Source organism: Devosia subaequoris, from assembly GCF_014197055.1.
Taxonomy (GTDB): Bacteria; Pseudomonadota; Alphaproteobacteria; order Rhizobiales; family Devosiaceae; genus Devosia; species Devosia subaequoris.
In genome coordinates this window covers 117,027-133,456 of record NZ_JACIEW010000005.1, presented here as the reverse complement: position 1 = coordinate 133,456, position 16,430 = coordinate 117,027, and the positions used below count along the sequence as shown (strand labels likewise).

Here is a 16,430-nt window from a genome sequence, read left to right as displayed (position 1 = left end):
TGCATCTACGTATAGTTCTTGTGCCAAATTCTGCAATTTTGTTTTCTTGAGCCCCCGGTTATCCTGCTGCCAGTATTCTTGGGGACGAGGAGTTAGACCATGGCCGAGCCAAGCGCCTTCTGGGACCGGATGGCGGATCGCTATGCCGCCCAGCCCATCAGCGACGAGCAGGCCTACCGCACCAAGCTGGCCAGAACCCAGTCCCACTTCACCCCGGACATGGACGTCTTCGAGTTCGGCTGTGGCACCGGCGGCACCGCCATCATCCATGCCCCACACGTCCGCAGCGTCCGGGCGGTGGATTTTTCCGAGCGTATGCTGGAAAAGGCCCGCATCCGCGCCGCCCAGGCCGGGGTCGATAATGTCACCTTCGAAAAGGGCGACATCACCACCATGCCGATCGCCCCGGCCAGCTACGACGTCGTGCTGGCCATGTCCGTCCTGCACCTGCTCCAGAACCGGCAGGCCGTCATTCAGCGCGTCTTCGACATTCTCAAGCCAGGGGGCATTTTTGTCTCCAGCACCGTCTGCATTGCCGAGACCGCCAGGTGGTTGGGCTATATCGCCCCGCTTGGCCGTGCTCTTGGCCTGCTTCCGGTACTCACCGTCATGGACCGGGACCAGTTGCGCCAGGACATCACCCGCCCAGGCTTTACCATCGAGCATGACTGGCGCCCCAAGCCCCGGGCAGCCGTCTTTATCATCGCGCGCAAGCCGAACTGATTGCCCTGTGGAACCGGGCTTTTCCCGATTGGGCGAATCGGTGAGGCTATGTGCTATCACTCGCAAATAGTTAGTTAGCCGTGCGTCTGCCTTCCCGCTGGAGATGAGGCGCATCCAGCCGGAGAGATGATGCAGGTCGCCATCGACATGGGAGAGAGCCGGGGATCCGGCCCAGCCCACATGGATCTTGAAGAATTGCTCGCCACGCGCCTTCTGGTGCAGGGCAATTCGGGGTCCGGCAAGTCACATCTGCTACGCCGCCTGCTCGAGCAGTCCGCGCAGTGGGTGCAGCAGTGCATCATCGACCCCGAGGGCGATTTCGTCACCCTGTCCGATAAATACGGGCATCTCGTAGTCGATGCCACGCGCACCGAAAACGAACTGACCCGCATTGCCAATCGGGTACGCCAGCACCGTGTCTCAGTGGTGCTCAATCTCGAGGGGCTCGACGCCGAACAGCAGATGCGCGCGGCGGCCGCTTTTCTCGGCGGCATGTTCGATGCAGACCGCGATTTCTGGTATCCGGTTCTGGTCGTGGTCGACGAGGCCCAGTTATTTGCCCCGGCAGCGGGCGGTGAGGTCTCGGACGAAGCGCGCAAGTTGTCGCTCGGCGCCATGACCAATCTGATGTGTCGTGGCCGCAAGCGCGGTCTGGCCGGTGTCATCGCCACCCAGCGCCTTGCCAAGCTGGCCAAGAATGTGGCGGCCGAGGCCTCCAACTTCCTCATGGGCCGCACCTTCCTCGATATCGACATGGCACGCGCCGCCGACCTTCTGGGCATGGACCGTCGCCAGGCCGAACAATTCCGCGATCTGGCGCGGGGCCATTTCGTTGCCCTGGGGCCCGCCATCTCCCGCCGTCCCTTGCCCATCATCATCGGTAGCGTGGAAACCGCGGCGCGCTCGACCAGCCCCAAGCTGACCCCGTTGCCCGAAGCGCCAGCCGATGCGGCCGATCTGATTTTCACGCAGGACCCCGAGGAACTGGCCCGGCCAGTGGTGCGCCGTCCGGCGCCGCCCCCGCCGCCATCGACCAATGAATTGTTGGCACAGGTCGCCGAAGCCCGTGCCAAGGCCCGCGCCGAAGCACCGGAAGAACCCGCTTCACTATTTCCGGAGATCGATGAAGCCGAGCGCGAAGCCATGATCCAGGCGGTGATGGTCGAGCTGATGAGCGACCCCGACGCGGGTTTTCGCAACACAGCGCAGCTTTATCAGGATTTTTTGGTCCGCTGCCGCATCCGCCGCATTCCGGGTGATCCACCGGCCCTGCCCGCCTTCAAGCGCCTGCTCGCCGTGGCTCGGGTGGCGCCCGATGAACAGACCGCCGCCTCTGACGGCTGGCAGCAGGCCCTAAGCCTCTCCGAAACGCTGACCGATGATGTGCAGGGCGTGTTCCTGGTTATTGCCCAGGCCGCGTTGACCGGTGCCCCCTGCCCCTCCGACGCCACGCTGGCCCGGCTTTATGGCACCCATTCATCGAGCCGTGCCCGGCGCCTGCTGACCTGGTTCGAAGAACGCGGACTGATTGTTCTGCGCACCGATTTCCGTGGAGCACGCATCGCCGCCTTCCCCGATCTCGGCGCCGAGACCGCGCCGGGCGATCCCAATGGTCCGGACGAATTGGTCGAGGAACGCGGCGCGGCCGAATAGCGCTTAACCGCGGAGTTCCGCCCGAAAGCCATACCGTTCCGTTGCGCCCGCACCCAGCAATTCCGTAAAGGGCCGCTCGCTCAATTCTTCCGATCCGCCCACCGCGGCCGCGGTCCCGTGCCAGGGCTCAAGGCAGATGAAACCGGCGCCCGGCTTGGTCCAGAGCGCAAAATTGGGCAGGTTCTCCCAGGTGAAATGCACATTAGGCCCCTCGGCAGGGCCATAGACCAACCCGGCGCCCGCCCCTTCGGGGAACAGCATGGCGTCATTTGCAAACAGGCTGTGCTCGAGCGTCAGCCGCCCTGCCTCAAAGGGCGAGGGCAGCGCTTTCGGCTCCACCAGCCCGCCCGACAAACGACGCAATGCCGGGGCGCCGCCGTCATCCAGCTCAATACTATGCGGCTTGTCTTCGGCGCCCGGTAGCGGCCAGGCAAATGCAGGATGAAAGCCGATGCCGAAGGGCATGATCTTGTGGTCACAATTGGTGACTGTGGCGCTGACCACCACGGCGTGCCCCTCCACCCGATGCTCGACATCGAGCTGAAAATCGAAGGGATACATCGCCCGGCTCGCCTCAGACGCAGTCAGCCGATAAACGCAGCGATCGGTTTCCTCGACCAACAGCGAAAAATTGCTGCGCCGGGCAAAGCCATGCTGGCTCATCTGGAACGGAACACCGTCCACTGTCACCGTGTCATTGGGCGCCTTGCCGACAATGGGAAACAGGAGGGGCGAGCGGCCGGTCCAATAGGCAGCGTCGCCATGCCAGAGCCACTGCCGGCCATCGCGTGTCTGGATCAACTGCATCTCAGCGCCAAGCGCCGCGACATCGACGGTGATCTGGTCATTGGCGATACGTGTCAGTTGCATGCGCCACTCCGGGCAATCGCTGGAACAGCATGCACCCTAACCTGCTCGGGCGCAGAGGAGAACCGGCAAGTACGCTTGCGATGAATTAGCCGCTGGTTTGGCGCCGGTCGTGACGACCCTTGCGTGCAGGCCGCTGCAAAGGCTATCGGCTCTTTATGCCCATAGCAATGCCGCCACTACCCATCGACGCCGCCCTGCCCGCCCTGGCCGAGGCCCTGACGGACGGCGTTTCCGCCGTGCTGGTCGCCCAGCCGGGCGCTGGCAAGACAACGCGCGTGCCGCTGGCCCTGCTCGATGCCCCTTGGCGTGGCGAGGGCCGCATCATCATGCTCGAACCACGCCGGCTGGCCGCCCGGGCCGCAGCACGGCAAATGGTCCGGCTACTAGGCGAGGAGATCGGACAGACTGTGGGCTATCGCGTGCGCATGGAAACCAAGGTGTCCGCCCGCACGCGCATCGAGGTGGTCACCGAGGGTGTCTTCACCCGTATGCTGCTGGGCGACCCGGAGCTGAGTGGCGTCGCGGCCGTCATCTTCGACGAATTTCACGAACGTAGCCTCGATGGCGATCTGGGACTCGCCTTGGCGCTCGATGCCCGCGCGCTACGGCCGGACCTCCGGTTGCTGGTCATGTCTGCCACCATTGATGGCGCGAGCGTCGCCAAGCTGCTTGATGACGCTCCGGTCATTGACAGCCCCGGCCGTACTTTTCCCGTCGAAACCTTTCATCTTGAACCCGACCCGCTGCAGCGCCTCGAGGACCAGGTGGCCAGTGCCACGCTCGCCGCCCTGCGCGAGCACGAAGGATCAGTGCTGGTGTTCCTGCCCGGGCAGGGCGAGATTACCCGCACCGCCGAACGGCTCGCCACGCGCCTGCCCGCCAACACAGATCTGGCGCCGCTCTATGGTCAGCTTTCGCCCGGCGAGCAGGATCGGGCCATCCAGCCGGCACCCGAGGGGCGTCGCAAGATTGTGCTGGCGACCTCAATTGCCGAAACCTCGCTGACCATCGAAGGGGTGCGCATCGTCATCGATTCAGGTTTTCGCCGGGTGCCGGTCTATGAACCGGCCACCGGCATGACCAGTCTCGCCACCCGCCGCGTATCCCGCGCCGGTGCCGACCAGCGCCGCGGCCGCGCGGGCCGTACCAGCCCCGGCGTCTGCATCCGGCTCTGGCACCAGGGCCAAAGTGCTGCGCTCGAACCGTTCGAGACCCCGGAAATCCTCGCCGCCGATCTCTCGGGGCTGCTGCTCGACCTCGCCAGTTGGGGCGTTAGCGATCCGCAGGCCCTGGCCTTCCTCGATCCGCCGCCAGCTCCGGCCTGGGCCGAGGCCAAGGCGCTCCTCCAGCGTCTCGACGCCATAGATGAAACAGGGCGCCTGACCGCCGCCGGCAAAGCCCTGGCCAAATTGCCATTGCATCCGCGCCTCGCTCACATGGTCGTCGCCGGAGCCGAAGACGGCGATGCACAGACCGCCGCCGAACTGGCCGTGCTGATTGGCGAGCGCGGGCTGGGGGGAGACGATACTGATCTCGGTCGCCGCCTCGAGCGCTTCCGCACGGATCGATCCCGCCGCGCCGAAGAAGCCCGCAGCCTGGCCCGCCGCTGGGCAAAGCAGGCTGGAGGGTCATCCGGCGAGGACCAGTCCCCCGGCCATCACCTGGCCCGGGCGTTTCCAGATCGGGTCGCCCAATCAGCCGGTGCCCGTGGCCGTTTCCGCCTCGCCAATGGACGGCAGGCCCAGCTCGACGAAACCCATGCCCTGGCCGGCGCGCCCTTCATTGTTGTCGCCGATGTAACCGGCAGCGCCACACAGGGGCGTATCCGTTCGTCCGCGGCGCTGGATACGGGCGAACTCGAGGCCCTGTTCGCCAGCCATATCCGCACCGAAACCACCCTGACCTTCGATCCTGCCAGCGGCGCCGTGCGCGCCCGCCGTCAGCGGCGGCTCGACGCTTTGCGGCTGGCCGACGAAACCGCCCCGGTGACCGATTTCGACACCGCCGCCAAGCTCCTTGCCGAAGCCGCCATCAAGCGGGTGGAGGCGCTGCCCTGGAGCAAGGAGCAGAAAGCTCAGCGCGCCCGCGCCAGTTTTCTTCATCAGAGCCTGGGGGTGGATTGGCCCGACCTGACCGACGCCGCCCTTGCCGCCGACCCCGCCTGGCTGATCCCGCACATCCTGGGTGAAACGCGGCTTTCCGCGATCACCGCCGAGCATCTCGGATCAGCGCTGGAAACCCTGCTGCCCTGGGCGAAAAAACAGGAAATGGAAAAGCTGCTCCCCAGCCATTTTCGCGCGCCTTCGGGAAGCCACCTACCCATTGACTATGGTGCCGAAAATGGCCCGGCGCTGGAAATCCGGGTGCAGGAACTGTTCGGACTCGACCGGCATCCCAGCATTGCCGATGGCCGGATACCGCTTTTGCTGGTGCTGCTTTCACCGGCTCATAGGCCGATCCAGACCACGCGGGATCTGCCCGGCTTCTGGCGCGGGAGCTGGAAGGACGTGGCCCGCGACCTCAAAGGCCGCTATCCGCGCCACCCCTGGCCCGACGATCCAATCGCCGCCCCGGCCACCAGCCGGGCCAAGCCGCGCGGCACCTGAGTTTCAGGCGCGCTCGCGCCAGCCGAGCCCCATGCTGGTCATGGCGGCCGGCAGATATTCCGCCCCCACCCAACCCTGGTAGCCGCTCGACCGAATGGCCGCGAAAACGGCTGGGAAATCGATTCCGCCGCTGCCCGGCTCATGCCGACCCGGCCTGTCGGCAATCTGGATATGGTCGATGAGCGGCAGCAGGCGCATGAACTGGGTCACCACATCCTCGCCCATCATCGCCATGTGATAGACGTCATATTGCAGGCGCAGATTGTCGTGCCTCACCGCCGCCAGCACACGCTCGGCCTGGTCGAGACGGGATAGCCCATAGCCGGGCATGTCGATTGGATTGATCGGCTCGATCAGCCCGACCACGCCCGCGCCTGCCAGCCGTTCGGCGGCCCAGCCCAAATTGTCGATGAACACGGCCTCTGCCTCGGCAGGGGTGACGCCCTCGGGCACGAGGCCGGCCATGATGTGAAGGCGCGGACAGCCCAGCGCCCTGGCATAGTCGATTGCCCGGTCGATCTCGGCGCGAAACCGGGCCTGCTGCCCCGGCTGGCAGGCGCAGCCCCGTTCGCCCGCCGTCCAGTCACCAGCCGGCGAATTGAACAGCACCACCACAAGCCCCGAGGCCCGGGCCGCCTCGGCGACAACCTGCGGCGGGTCATCATAGGGGGACACAAATTCAACGCCGCCAAAGCCATCAGCGGCTGCGGCGGCGAAGCGATCAAGAAAGTCATGCTCGGTATAGAGCATGCTCAGATTGGCCGAAAACTTCATGCCTCGGGCGTAAAATTGAGCGCCACGCCATTGATGCAATAGCGCAGGCCGGTCGGCGGCGGCCCATCAGGGAAAACATGCCCCAGATGACTTCCGCAGGTGGCACAATGCACTTCGGTGCGCACCATGCCATGGCTGCGGTCGGTGGTAGTTTCAACTGACCCGGGGATCGGGTCGTTGAAGCTGGGCCAACCTGTCCCACTTTCAAATTTCAGCGTCGCAGCGAAGAGCGGTGTGTCGCAACCGGCGCAGGAAAAGGTGCCGGGGCGCTTTTCATGTAGCAATGCGCAGGAGCCAGGCCGCTCGGTGCCGTGCTGGCGCATGATATAATATTGCTCTTCGCTCAGCCGCTCGCGCCATTCGGCATCGGTGCGGGTCACGGGGAAATTTTGCGCATCCATGGCCACTCTCCTGATCTCGACCTGTCTTTCGATTGTCATATAGGCTGGGTTACACGCCAATCCCAGCCCGCGATCGTTCACGACGCGGTTCACAGGCACTGTTTCATGACCAAAATCACCAGCCTCGACCAGCTGGAGGCGCTCTATCAACCTGCCCCTGCGCCCGCTTCCACCGTCAAGGTGACATCCACCATGACGCCCCACTACCGGCGCCTGATCGCGGTCAGTCCCTTTGCCGCGCTGGCCACGATCGGTCCCGAAGGCATTGATTGCTCACCGCGCGGCGACAAGCCGGGCTTTGTGCGCGTCCATGATGACACGACATTGATGCTGCCGGATCGACGCGGCAATAACCGCATCGATAGCCTGCGCAACATCATACGCGACCCGCGCTGCGCCTTGCTCTTCCTCATACCCGGCTCGGGCACCACCCTGCGTGTCAACGGCCGGGCGCATCTGTCCATCGATCCGGCTCTGCTCGAAAGCTTTGCGATTGAGGGCAAGGCACCGCGCTCGGTGATCGTTCTCGAAATCGACGAAGTCTATTTCCAATGCGCTCGCGCAATCATCCGGTCCGAACTCTGGAACCCTGAACGCCATGTCGATCCGGCCAGCCTGCCCACCCCCGGCCAGATCCTGGCAGCGATGACGGCCGAAGAAGTGGGCGGCGACAGCTATGACAAGGCTTGGCCGGAACGGGCGAAACAGACCATGTGGTAGTCGAAGGGGGTGGCAGGCGACCGGAGAAGCCGCCCCTGACAGCAGGATTGGCCCGCGTTATCCAGGCAAAAAAAGTGCACCGGAAGGGTTCTTCCGGCGCACCTGTGCTCTGCATCAGACGTCAAGCGACCTCAATCGTCATCGTCATCATCGTCATCGTCCTTATCATCCTTGTCATCCTTGTCATCCTTGTCATCCTTGTCAGCCTTGTCAGCCTTGTCAGCCTTGTCAGCCTCCTTGGCAGCTTTCTCCGCGTCCTTCGCCGCATCGCTTGAGGAAGTGCCGCTGCCGCTGCTACCGCTGGCGCCTGTCGTCGTCCTGTTGGCGTCGCTTGCACCCGTCGCCCCTGACGTAGTCGTCGAGGGCCGGGGAGGCGGAGTGACGGCACCGGAGACCGGCGTCACTTTCGCAGCGCTCACGACCTGTGTCGGCGTTGCGGACACCTCCTGGCCGGCACCGAGACTGACGGGCTGTGATGACCGGCTGTCGCTGACTTCAACAGTGCCTCTGAAGACTGCAACGGTGGACGCGGCTCCATCGGACCTTACCGAAAACGCCGTGCCCTTGACGACCGCGGCCAGAATACTGGTCTGAACCGCCAGGTGCTTGACGTTACGCGCCTCCGCGTCCACCCCCACCGTGCCGGCGTGGTTGTAAATCGTCGTGAAGCCGTCGATGTCGGCGATCTGTGCAGTCGTGTTGGGACTGAGTTCAATTGTTTCCTGGCTGCGAACGAAAGTCGCCCGCCCGTCTGGAGCGCTTTTTATGACGCGGTCATCCGAAACCACACTGCCGCGGAAAAGTTGTACCCACTGCCCATTGTCGAGTGCGAACACCCCGCCGCGGATACGAGTCACTTCCCAATCGTCAGCCCAGGCAGAAACTGCGCTCGTCACCACGACGAGGGCAGCGATCATCACGCGTGCTAGCATCTATGCCTCCCACAAATTCTGGCAGACAGCTTGCTCAGACAATCGCTACCGACTTCTAAACTCCCAGATCACAATTTCTGCGTCAGAAGCGAAAGACCATGCCCGACATGACCGACGTGCGGCCTGGATCGCCGCTCAGATCGATGTCATGCTGCACCTGAAAGCGGGCAGAGGCGCCGTTGGATACCTCGAACTGAACGCCGGGCGCCACCCGCACATATGTCCCCTCGGTGCTGTGCAGCCCCAAGGCGACGAGGCCACCGACCTCTACCGCCTGGTCCAGCAGCAGGCCGGCTCGAACACCGAAATCAATACTGCCTGTCTCGTCGAAATTGCCCTGCACTGTCCCTTCAACCGCAAGGAAAGTGTCGTCTCCGGCCCAACTATATCCAGCCAGCGCAGACACGCCGCCTCGTAACGGCCCCATGGTCGCACCGCCGAGCAGACCGAGATAGGGGCCGCCGACCGACCCGGTCGAGACATAGTCCGTCGGCAGCGGCGGCAAGTCTGGGAGCGCAGGCATCTCGCCCGCATAAGCCACCGACGGCACGAGAAAGAGTGCTGTGACAATGATACTGCGATACATGGCGGACCTCGACTGAATGTGCAGCCGCCAGAACATCATTTCTTGGTTAGCAAAGTGCTAATGCGCCGCCGCAGACCGGGCGCGAGTCGATCACTTCTTGCAGCAAAGAGCTGTGGAGGGGACATTGTGAAAAATGGTGGGAGTAACAAGGATTGAACTTGTGACCCTTCGCGTGTGAAGCGAATGCTCTCCCGCTGAGCTATACTCCCACATCGCCTTCTCCCCTAAGGGAAACAAAGCGAACCGGAAAGAGATGGTGGGCGTAACAAGGATTGAACTTGTGACCCCCTCGATGTCAACGAGGTGCTCTCCCGCTGAGCTATACGCCCATCTCTCCGGGACCGGATTGGCTGCGCCGTTCCGGTGGCGCGGATAGACCATAAAATCCCCGTTGGGGTCAAGAGCCAATCAGCAAGCTGTGAATTCTTGCGCGATAAACCCCGCACATCCGGACGTTTCCGCAATTTTTGCTAGTGCCCATCAAGCCGCCAGCAGGCGCTCGACCTCGTTGACCAGATCCTTGAGATGGAAGGGTTTGGAGAGCACCGAAGCATCCTTTGGCGCATCGCTGTCGGGATTGAGTGCCACCGCGGCAAAGCCGGTGATGAACATCACCTTGAGATCGGGGTCGAGTTCGGTGGCGCGGCGCGCCAGTTCGATCCCGTCCATCTCCGGCATCACGATATCGCTCAGCAACAGCGAGAACGGTTCTTCGCGCAACCGCTCATAGGCCGACAGCCCGTTGTCGAAGGACACAACCTCATAGCCGGCATTCTTGAGCGCCCGCATCAGGAACTGGCGCATATCGTTGTCGTCTTCGGCGAGCAGGATTCGCTTCATCAAGGGTCCTCTTGGGGCAGAGCCAGCGGCTGAGTCGGTATTTGCGTCGATGTTTATGCCACCGTGCCGCTTTCGCAACCTCTCACTGCATCCGGTGTGCCCTTTTCCGCGTTGTTCGCACAAATGCAACAATTCTGGACAATCGCGCCGCCGCGCGCGAAACTTACATCCAGCAAATCACTTTCGGGCGGACGATGCCGCCACATGGGGGAGACGGCGTGCGGTCCGACTATTGGGATCAACCGGCATTTGAGACGATCCGTCCACGACGGCTGGTCGCGCCTGTCGTGTTCAACTCGCCGCATTCCGGCAGGGTCTATCCCGAGCGGTTCCTCGCCATGGCGCGGCTCGACCATCTCTCGATCCGCCAATCCGAGGACGCCTATGTCGACGAGTTGTTCGGCCGGGCACCCCATCTTGGCGCGCCACTTTTGCGGGCGCACTTCCCCAGGGCCTATCTCGACGTCAATCGCGAGCCCTGGGAACTGGACCCCACAATGTTCGTCGAACCATTGTCGGACCGGTTCAACACCAGTTCGCCCCGTGTCGCGGCAGGGCTGGGCACGCTGGCTCGTGTGGTCGCCGAGAACAAGCCGATCTATCGCGAGCGCCTGACGTTGGAAGACGCACGCATGCGTATCGAGGGCATCTACCACCCCTATCACGCGGCGCTGCAAAAACTGCTGTCCGAAAGCGTGGCCAAATTCGGCCTCGGCGTCTTGATCGATTGCCATTCCATGCCACGGCTGGGCCGCCATGGAGAGCGGGCTACGCCCGATATCGTGCTAGGCGATCGCTATGGCACCACCTGCGCTGGCCCGCTGGTCGACCTGGTCGAAACCATATTTGCCTCGGCGGGCCTGCGGGTGGCCCGCAACCGCCCCTATGCCGGGGGCTTCTGCACCCGCGCCTATGGCCGCCCGCAACATGGGGTGCATGCCCTGCAGATCGAGATCAGCCGTCACCTCTATATGAACGAGGTGACCCTCGAGAAGAATGCCGATTTTGATGCCATCAAGTCGCTGGTCGAGCGGCTGATTATCACTCTGGCAGGGATCGACCTGGTGGCCCTGGCCGGCATCTCCACCTTGCCCGAACAGGCCGCGGCAGAATAAACCGGACAAACAAAAGGGGCCGCCCCCAAAGACGGCCCCAGTCAAGGGAGGAACGATGTTCACCGAACGTGGCACCCAGATGCCGGGCCGTTCGGCAACGCACCATGCCCCTTGTCGATGAACCCATTTATGCCGTGGGACAAGTCTTCCCGCCTCTGTCCACAGCCGTTCCTGCCAGCCTTGTTGCAAAAATGAATCAGAAACGTCACAGAAGAACAGGATGAAAACCCCGCACAAATCCCGCTCAACCAGAAGTGTTCTCAAGTAAATCCTTGTAACACTAGCCCTTTTGCCCGACGCTAAGTCCGAAAGCTCCACTATGCTCGCCAGTTCGATCGATTTTGCCCGGATTGAAGCCGTCCTGCACGAGGCCAGCACGGCGGCCGCACAGCACACCCTGCCCCTGTTTCGCACCCCGCTCGCCATCGACAACAAACTCGCCGCCGGCTTCGACCCTGTCACCGAGGCAGACAAGGGCGCCGAAACCGTCATCCGCGACATCATCGCCCAGGCCTTTCCCGATCATCAGATCATCGGCGAGGAATGGGGCACCACCGGCGAGGGTCCTCATAGCTGGATCATCGACCCCGTCGATGGCACGAGGGCCTTCATTTCAGGCGCACCGGTCTGGGGCACGCTGATCGGCTTTGCCATTGATGGGGTGGCGGTGGCCGGGCTGATGAGCCAGCCTTTCATCGGCGAGGAGTTTATCGCCGTGCCGGGCCGGTCGACCTATCGGCGCGGTGACCTGATGCGCACCAACCAGACCAGCGGCCAGACCGATCTGGCCGCCGCCCGGGTGTTCACCACCACGCCGAACCTGTTTTCTGGTGAACACTGGAGCAAATGGCAGGCGGTGGAACAGGCCACGCGCCTGCAGCGCTTCGGCATGGATTGCTATGGCTATGCGCTGTTGGCCGCCGGGCAGGCGGACCTCGTGATCGAGCCCTATCTCAACACCTATGACATCGCCGCTTTGGTGCCGATCATCCGCGAAGCGGGCGGCGCCATCACCTGTTGGGATGGCACCGAGCCCAGCGGCGGCGGCAATGTGGTGGCGGCCGCGACCCCCAAACTGCTCGACAAGGCGCTGGAGCTGATCAACCGGGCCTAGCGGCTCTGCTCGGTAATGAAGGCATCGAAAGCGGCAAGCACCTGGCCGCGTACCGGGTCGGCTTCCATGAACATCTCGTGGCGCGAACTGGCGATCACCATATGCCGCCCGGTGCGCAGGCGCAGGCCCAGTTGCTCTATGGCCGGGGTCGAAACGATCCGCTCCCGGGCGGCTGCCAGGATCAATAAGGGAATGCGGATTTCGCCGGGGAACCGGTCCTGCCTGGTCTCCAGCATGGCCCGAATGGCAGCGCCCAGCCAGCGGAAGCTGGGCGAGCCGACATAAAGCCCGTCATCGGCCCGAATGGTTTCCACCATGCGCTTGTAGCGCAGCATATCCGAGGTCAGGGGATTGTCCGGATACATGCTCTCGTCCGGTCGCCGGTCGCCCTTGCGCTTGAGCGGCAGATGCCCGAGCCCCATAAAGCTGATCGTTTCGGCCACGGCCGCCCAGCGGTGCAGGCTGTGATCCAGGCCGTGCAACCCCACCATGGGGGCGCTGAGAAATACCCGGTCGAACATCATCCGGTCGCGCGTTGTCGCGATCAGGCTGGCCAGACCGCCCATGGAATGGCCCACCAGATAGAATGGCGGCGGGCAGTCTGGCAGCAGGATCTCGGCATGAAAACAGCGCAGATCGGTCCAGTAATCCTCGAAGCGATCGACATAACCCACATGCGGATTGCCGATCAGCCGGTCCGAACCGCCCTGGCCGCGCCAATCGAAAGTCGCTACCGCAAAGCCACGCTTGCGGAAGTCGGCGATAGTCTCGAAATACTTTTCGATATATTCGGTCCGCCCCTGCACCAGGCACACGGTGCCGCGCTGGGGCCCCTCGGTCTTTGGCCAAAGCGCATAGCGCAACCGCACCTTGTCCGAGGTGGTAAAATAGCCCACCCGCGCGCCCTCTGGGACCGGGTTGGTCGGGATGGACACCAGCCTGGGTCCGTTCGGTTCGACTTGCGCTGACAATTCCTGCCCTCGTTTCCGCTTCGGCGGCGACCTTAATCGGGCATTGCTAAAAAAGAAAAGCCAACAACCGGTTTTGGCTGCTGGCTTCTCTTGTCTGCGCGGTCCCATGCGGGGGGCGGGTTGACGGGACCGTCAGGGGTGCGAACGTTTCAGCCGGAGCTGTCCGGTCACATTCGCATGCCCTCTTCTAGGCCGTTGCGCCTGAACCGGAGCGGAGCGGCTCATTCATCTTCGGTTCATCTCGCCGGGCTCTTGAACCGGCTTTGACCACACCTACATCAATGCTGTCCGCCGGGCATACCGGGGACACCGGCCCTGTCCAAACGGTCTCGCCTATTGAGGGAGCACCGCCGCAGGCACCGGTCGACACTCAACCACGTTGCTCAATCAGGAGAATGTGACAAATGCAGACCATCGATTTTTCCCCCTTCTACCGCTCCACTGTCGGCTTTGACCGGCTGTTCAACCGTCTCGATACCCTGGGCGCCCAGGAAGCCAAGACCTACCCGCCCTATAATATCGAGCGCACCGGCAGCGACACCTACCGCATCTCCATCGCTGTCGCCGGATTCTCCAATGGCGACATCGCCGTGGAGACCAAGGAAAACAGCCTCGTGGTCAAGGGCGCCAAGCCCTCCGAGAGCGGAGAAGACAAGCGCGAATTCCTCCATCGCGGCATCGCCGAGCGGGCCTTCGAGCTCCGCTTCCAGCTTGCCGATTATGTCGAGGTGCAGGGCGCAACCCTCGAAAACGGCTTGCTGCATCTGGAGCTGAAGCGCGAACTGCCTGAAGGCAAGAAGGCACGCACCATCCAGATCAATGGCGGCACGGCCTCCATCGAGGATAAGTCCGTAAACTAATCCTTCCGAGTCCATCGGAATGACGAAGGCGCGGTCCGCAAGGGCCGCGCCTTTCTTCATGCGCCGGGATCTGGGGCACAGCACGCCGCGGCTGCATTGTTGACGCCGGCCACCATGGCCGGGTGCCCCTGACAGCAATCGCGCATCAGGAAGTCCACCAGCCCCGAAAGGCCGGCGAAATTGGCCGAATAAAGGATGGAGCGCGCTTCGCGGCGCGATGATATCAGCCCGGAACGCTCCAGGTGTGCCAGGTGAAACGATGTGCGCGAGGACGACGCCCTGACCGCCTCGCTGATGGCCCCTGCGGCCATCCCCGCTTCGCCCGCCATGACCAATGCCCGCACGATGCGCAACCGTGTGTCCTGTGAGAGCGCGCCAAACGCATCAAGGGCTTGCTTTTCGTTCATTCTCATTTCAATATCTCTTGAAACATTGAGATAATGGTAAAGCCAATGAACGCGCCTGTCACCACCATGATGCAGCCCGATTGCACACTGAATCAGCTGCGCGCCCGCCTGGAACCGCACGCCGCCCTGTCCCTGGTCCTCGATTATGCTGGACGAACCATTCAGCCCGGCTACCATGTGACCGAAATCAAGGCAGCGCACTTCGCCGCTCTCGACTGCGGCGGCAACCCGGACCAGTGGAGCGAAACGATCCTGCAGGTGGAGGACCTGCCGGCCCTGGAAAGCAACAATTATATGAGCGTGGGCAAGTTCCTTGCCATTCTCAGCCGCGTCGACAAAGCGCTGACTATGCCCCCCTCCTCCCGGGTCACCATCGAGATCAGCCGTCCTGGCGAGGCCATGCAAATCTTCGACATCGCTCGCGTTGAATCAGCACCGGATCGCGTGACGCTTACGCTGGCGATGCGCCCGGCCATCTGCAAGCCGCGCCATCGCGGCGGCCAGCCGGAAACAGCCTGTTGCGGGCCACAGGCCCAATCATCAGCCTGCTGCGCCTGACCAACACGCCAGGCGAGCCCATCAAACATGTCCAGTTCCGTTCCCGCGTCCGCCATATGGGCTCTGGGCATCACACAGATCGTGGGCTATGGCTCACTCTATTATTCCTTCAGCGTGCTGGCCCCGGCCGTCGGGAACAGTTTTGGCCTGCCGATCGAATGGATATTCGGCGCCTTGACCATCGCGCTGCTGATCGGCGGACTGACGGCACCCTGGACCGGACGCATGCTGGACCGGTTTGGCGCCGCGCGCAGCATGAGCATGGGCTCGATCCTGGTCAGTATCTTCCTGCTCCTGATCGCCATGGCACCGAACGGGATGTTCTTTGCATTTGCCTTGGCCGGCATGCAAGTCGCCTCCACCCTGGTGCTCTACCCCGCCGCCTTCGCCGTGCTGGTGCAAATGGGCGGCCGGCAGGCACAGTCCAACATCACCCATCTGACGCTGATCGCCGGCTTTGCCTCCACCCTGTTCTGGCCCTTAACAGCCTTGCTTGAAGACCAGATCGGATGGCGCGGGAGCTATCTGGTCTTCGCCGGCATGAACATGGTGGTTTGCCTGCCGCTGCATCTCTGGCTGAGCCGATTGTCGCGCCGGGCGATGCCCGCTCCAGCGAACTTGGCCACATTCCAGCAGCCGGTAAGGGTTTCGGCCCATGGCCCCCAAACCAAGCTGCTCTTTCCACTGGTGCTGATGGGCTTCGCGTTGCAAGGCCTGGTATTGGCTGCAATCACCCTGCAAATGCTACCGCTGCTCCAGGCGCTCGATCTGGGCAGCCATGCCCTGTTGATCTCGAGTATTTTTGGACCGGCGCAGGTGCTGGCACGGCTGGTCAATATGGTGTTCGGCGGCCGTCTGCGCCCCACGGCCCTGGCCATCATCGCCGCTGCCACCCTGCCGCTCGCCCTGCTGCTGCTTACCGCTTCGGCACCCATTCTGGCTGGCGCCATGGCCTTTGCCCTGATCTTCGGCCTGGGATCGGGGCTCACCAGTATTGTCTCCGGATCCCTGCCACTGCTGTTGTTCGGCCAGTGCAATTACGGGGCCCGGCAGGGGCTGATCTCAGCTGCCCGCCAGATGGCGGCGGCTATGGCCCCCTTTGCCATGGCCCTGGCTATCGGTCAGGCCGGCGCTTCCGCAACGCTCTGGTTATGGACGGCCATGGCGCTTCTGCCGCTGGCCTGCTTCATCCTGATCCTACCGCTGATGCACCGCGCCGCGCCCGCCGCCCCGGAGACAGGGCCGGCACCGGCCGAATAGCCGGCTCCATCGACATGGGAACGACTCCGCATGTTGCGCA

Annotated in this window: 17 protein-coding genes and 2 tRNA genes; 9 read left to right on the top strand and 10 right to left on the bottom strand. The window is 63.3% G+C overall.

Going from position 1 to position 16,430, the window contains the following annotated elements; translation table 11 throughout:
• Positions 1 to 99 precede the first annotated feature (99 nt).
• The gene (locus GGR20_RS11270) at positions 100 to 723 is read left to right on the top strand and encodes a class I SAM-dependent methyltransferase (protein WP_183311364.1); all 624 of its coding nucleotides are present in this window, start codon (positions 100 to 102) and stop codon (positions 721 to 723) included.
• A gap of 129 nt (positions 724 to 852) precedes the next feature.
• Positions 853 to 2,376 (top strand): helicase HerA domain-containing protein, encoded by a 1,524-nt coding sequence (locus GGR20_RS11265; protein ID WP_183311673.1) that lies wholly within the window; start codon positions 853 to 855, stop codon positions 2,374 to 2,376.
• Positions 2,377 to 2,379: 3 nt separating this feature from the next.
• On the opposite strand, the gene GGR20_RS11260 is transcribed toward GGR20_RS11265, so the two are convergent.
• Positions 2,380 to 3,246, bottom strand: coding sequence for an aldose 1-epimerase family protein (locus GGR20_RS11260; RefSeq protein WP_183311363.1), 867 nt, complete (start codon positions 3,244 to 3,246; stop codon positions 2,380 to 2,382).
• Between the two features lie 155 nt (positions 3,247 to 3,401).
• Here GGR20_RS11260 and hrpB point away from each other — a divergent pair, with 155 nt between their 5' ends.
• Positions 3,402 to 5,852 (top strand): ATP-dependent helicase HrpB, encoded by a 2,451-nt coding sequence (gene hrpB / locus GGR20_RS11255; RefSeq protein ID WP_183311362.1) that lies wholly within the window; start codon positions 3,402 to 3,404, stop codon positions 5,850 to 5,852.
• Positions 5,853 to 5,855: 3 nt separating this feature from the next.
• On the opposite strand, the gene GGR20_RS11250 is transcribed toward hrpB, so the two are convergent.
• Positions 5,856 to 6,626: a hydroxypyruvate isomerase family protein gene (locus tag GGR20_RS11250; RefSeq protein ID WP_183311361.1), complete on the bottom strand. Its 771-nt coding sequence runs from the start codon at positions 6,624 to 6,626 to the stop codon at positions 5,856 to 5,858.
• Entirely contained in the window at positions 6,623 to 7,027 is a 405-nt protein-coding gene (gene msrB, locus GGR20_RS11245) for a peptide-methionine (R)-S-oxide reductase MsrB (protein WP_183311360.1), read from the bottom strand. The genes GGR20_RS11250 and msrB overlap by 4 nt, the downstream gene beginning before the upstream one ends.
• 105 nt (positions 7,028 to 7,132) lie before the next feature.
• Here msrB and GGR20_RS11240 point away from each other — a divergent pair, with 105 nt between their 5' ends.
• Positions 7,133 to 7,747 (top strand): pyridoxamine 5'-phosphate oxidase family protein, encoded by a 615-nt coding sequence (locus tag GGR20_RS11240; protein WP_183311359.1) that lies wholly within the window; start codon positions 7,133 to 7,135, stop codon positions 7,745 to 7,747.
• Positions 7,748 to 7,878: 131 nt separating this feature from the next.
• Here the strand turns inward: GGR20_RS11240 and GGR20_RS11235 are convergent, their stop codons facing one another.
• The 5 genes from GGR20_RS11235 to cpdR form a co-directional block, all read right to left on the bottom strand.
• Positions 7,879 to 8,679: a FecR domain-containing protein gene (locus GGR20_RS11235; protein ID WP_183311358.1), complete on the bottom strand. Its 801-nt coding sequence runs from the start codon at positions 8,677 to 8,679 to the stop codon at positions 7,879 to 7,881.
• An 82-nt stretch (positions 8,680 to 8,761) separates the two neighbouring features.
• On the bottom strand, positions 8,762 to 9,265 hold the full coding sequence (locus GGR20_RS11230) for a hypothetical protein (protein ID WP_183311357.1): 504 nt from the start codon (positions 9,263 to 9,265) through the stop codon (positions 8,762 to 8,764).
• A gap of 134 nt (positions 9,266 to 9,399) precedes the next feature.
• A tRNA-Val gene (locus tag GGR20_RS11225) sits at positions 9,400 to 9,474 on the bottom strand.
• Positions 9,475 to 9,519: 45 nt separating this feature from the next.
• A tRNA-Val gene (locus GGR20_RS11220) sits at positions 9,520 to 9,594 on the bottom strand.
• A 151-nt stretch (positions 9,595 to 9,745) separates the two neighbouring features.
• Positions 9,746 to 10,105, bottom strand: coding sequence for a cell cycle two-component system response regulator CpdR (gene cpdR, locus GGR20_RS11215; protein ID WP_183311356.1), 360 nt, complete (start codon positions 10,103 to 10,105; stop codon positions 9,746 to 9,748).
• A 218-nt stretch (positions 10,106 to 10,323) separates the two neighbouring features.
• Here cpdR and GGR20_RS11210 point away from each other — a divergent pair, with 218 nt between their 5' ends.
• Positions 10,324 to 11,220, top strand: a complete 897-nt coding sequence (locus GGR20_RS11210) for an N-formylglutamate amidohydrolase (protein ID WP_253560177.1) — start codon at positions 10,324 to 10,326, stop codon at positions 11,218 to 11,220.
• A gap of 319 nt (positions 11,221 to 11,539) precedes the next feature.
• Positions 11,540 to 12,334, top strand: a complete 795-nt coding sequence (gene hisN, locus GGR20_RS11205) for a histidinol-phosphatase (RefSeq protein ID WP_183311354.1) — start codon at positions 11,540 to 11,542, stop codon at positions 12,332 to 12,334.
• Here the strand turns inward: hisN and GGR20_RS11200 are convergent.
• Positions 12,331 to 13,269 carry an alpha/beta fold hydrolase gene (locus GGR20_RS11200; protein ID WP_183311353.1) on the bottom strand — a complete coding sequence of 313 codons (939 nt, stop codon included), beginning with the start codon at positions 13,267 to 13,269 and terminating at the stop codon, positions 12,331 to 12,333. The genes hisN and GGR20_RS11200 overlap by 4 nt on opposite strands.
• A 440-nt stretch (positions 13,270 to 13,709) precedes the next feature.
• On the opposite strand from GGR20_RS11200, the gene GGR20_RS11195 reads away from it, so the two are divergent.
• Entirely contained in the window at positions 13,710 to 14,165 is a 456-nt protein-coding gene (locus GGR20_RS11195; protein ID WP_183311352.1) for an Hsp20 family protein, read from the top strand.
• A 56-nt stretch (positions 14,166 to 14,221) separates the two neighbouring features.
• On the opposite strand, the gene GGR20_RS11190 is transcribed toward GGR20_RS11195, so the two are convergent.
• Entirely contained in the window at positions 14,222 to 14,572 is a 351-nt protein-coding gene (locus GGR20_RS11190; protein WP_183311351.1) for an ArsR/SmtB family transcription factor, read from the bottom strand.
• 45 nt (positions 14,573 to 14,617) lie between these two features.
• On the opposite strand from GGR20_RS11190, the gene GGR20_RS11185 reads away from it, so the two are divergent.
• Together GGR20_RS11185 and arsK are read left to right on the top strand one after the other, a co-directional pair.
• Entirely contained in the window at positions 14,618 to 15,130 is a 513-nt protein-coding gene (locus GGR20_RS11185; RefSeq protein WP_183311350.1) for a DUF6428 family protein, read from the top strand.
• Between the two features lie 27 nt (positions 15,131 to 15,157).
• Positions 15,158 to 16,390 (top strand): arsenite efflux MFS transporter ArsK, encoded by a 1,233-nt coding sequence (arsK, locus tag GGR20_RS11180; RefSeq protein WP_183311349.1) that lies wholly within the window; start codon positions 15,158 to 15,160, stop codon positions 16,388 to 16,390.
• Positions 16,391 to 16,430: the final 40 nt, after the last annotated feature.

Bases quoted from the DNA above. Each gene is read 5' to 3' on its own strand.
- GGR20_RS11270 (WP_183311364.1), top strand. From the start codon at position 100: ATGGCCGAGCCAAGCGCCTTCTGGGACCGGATGGCGGATCGCTATGCC.
- GGR20_RS11265 (WP_183311673.1), top strand. From the start codon at position 853: ATGCAGGTCGCCATCGACATGGGAGAGAGCCGGGGATCCGGCCCAGCC.
- GGR20_RS11260 (WP_183311363.1), bottom strand. From the start codon at position 3,246: ATGCAACTGACACGTATCGCCAATGACCAGATCACCGTCGATGTCGCG.
- hrpB (WP_183311362.1), top strand. From the start codon at position 3,402: ATGCCCATAGCAATGCCGCCACTACCCATCGACGCCGCCCTGCCCGCC.
- GGR20_RS11250 (WP_183311361.1), bottom strand. From the start codon at position 6,626: ATGAAGTTTTCGGCCAATCTGAGCATGCTCTATACCGAGCATGACTTT.
- msrB (WP_183311360.1), bottom strand. From the start codon at position 7,027: ATGGATGCGCAAAATTTCCCCGTGACCCGCACCGATGCCGAATGGCGC.
- GGR20_RS11240 (WP_183311359.1), top strand. From the start codon at position 7,133: ATGACCAAAATCACCAGCCTCGACCAGCTGGAGGCGCTCTATCAACCT.
- GGR20_RS11235 (WP_183311358.1), bottom strand. From the start codon at position 8,679: ATGCTAGCACGCGTGATGATCGCTGCCCTCGTCGTGGTGACGAGCGCA.
- GGR20_RS11230 (WP_183311357.1), bottom strand. From the start codon at position 9,265: ATGTATCGCAGTATCATTGTCACAGCACTCTTTCTCGTGCCGTCGGTG.
- cpdR (WP_183311356.1), bottom strand. From the start codon at position 10,105: ATGAAGCGAATCCTGCTCGCCGAAGACGACAACGATATGCGCCAGTTC.
- hisN (WP_183311354.1), top strand. From the start codon at position 11,540: ATGCTCGCCAGTTCGATCGATTTTGCCCGGATTGAAGCCGTCCTGCAC.
- GGR20_RS11195 (WP_183311352.1), top strand. From the start codon at position 13,710: ATGCAGACCATCGATTTTTCCCCCTTCTACCGCTCCACTGTCGGCTTT.
- GGR20_RS11190 (WP_183311351.1), bottom strand. From the start codon at position 14,572: ATGAACGAAAAGCAAGCCCTTGATGCGTTTGGCGCGCTCTCACAGGAC.
- GGR20_RS11185 (WP_183311350.1), top strand. From the start codon at position 14,618: ATGAACGCGCCTGTCACCACCATGATGCAGCCCGATTGCACACTGAAT.
- arsK (WP_183311349.1), top strand. From the start codon at position 15,158: ATGTCCAGTTCCGTTCCCGCGTCCGCCATATGGGCTCTGGGCATCACA.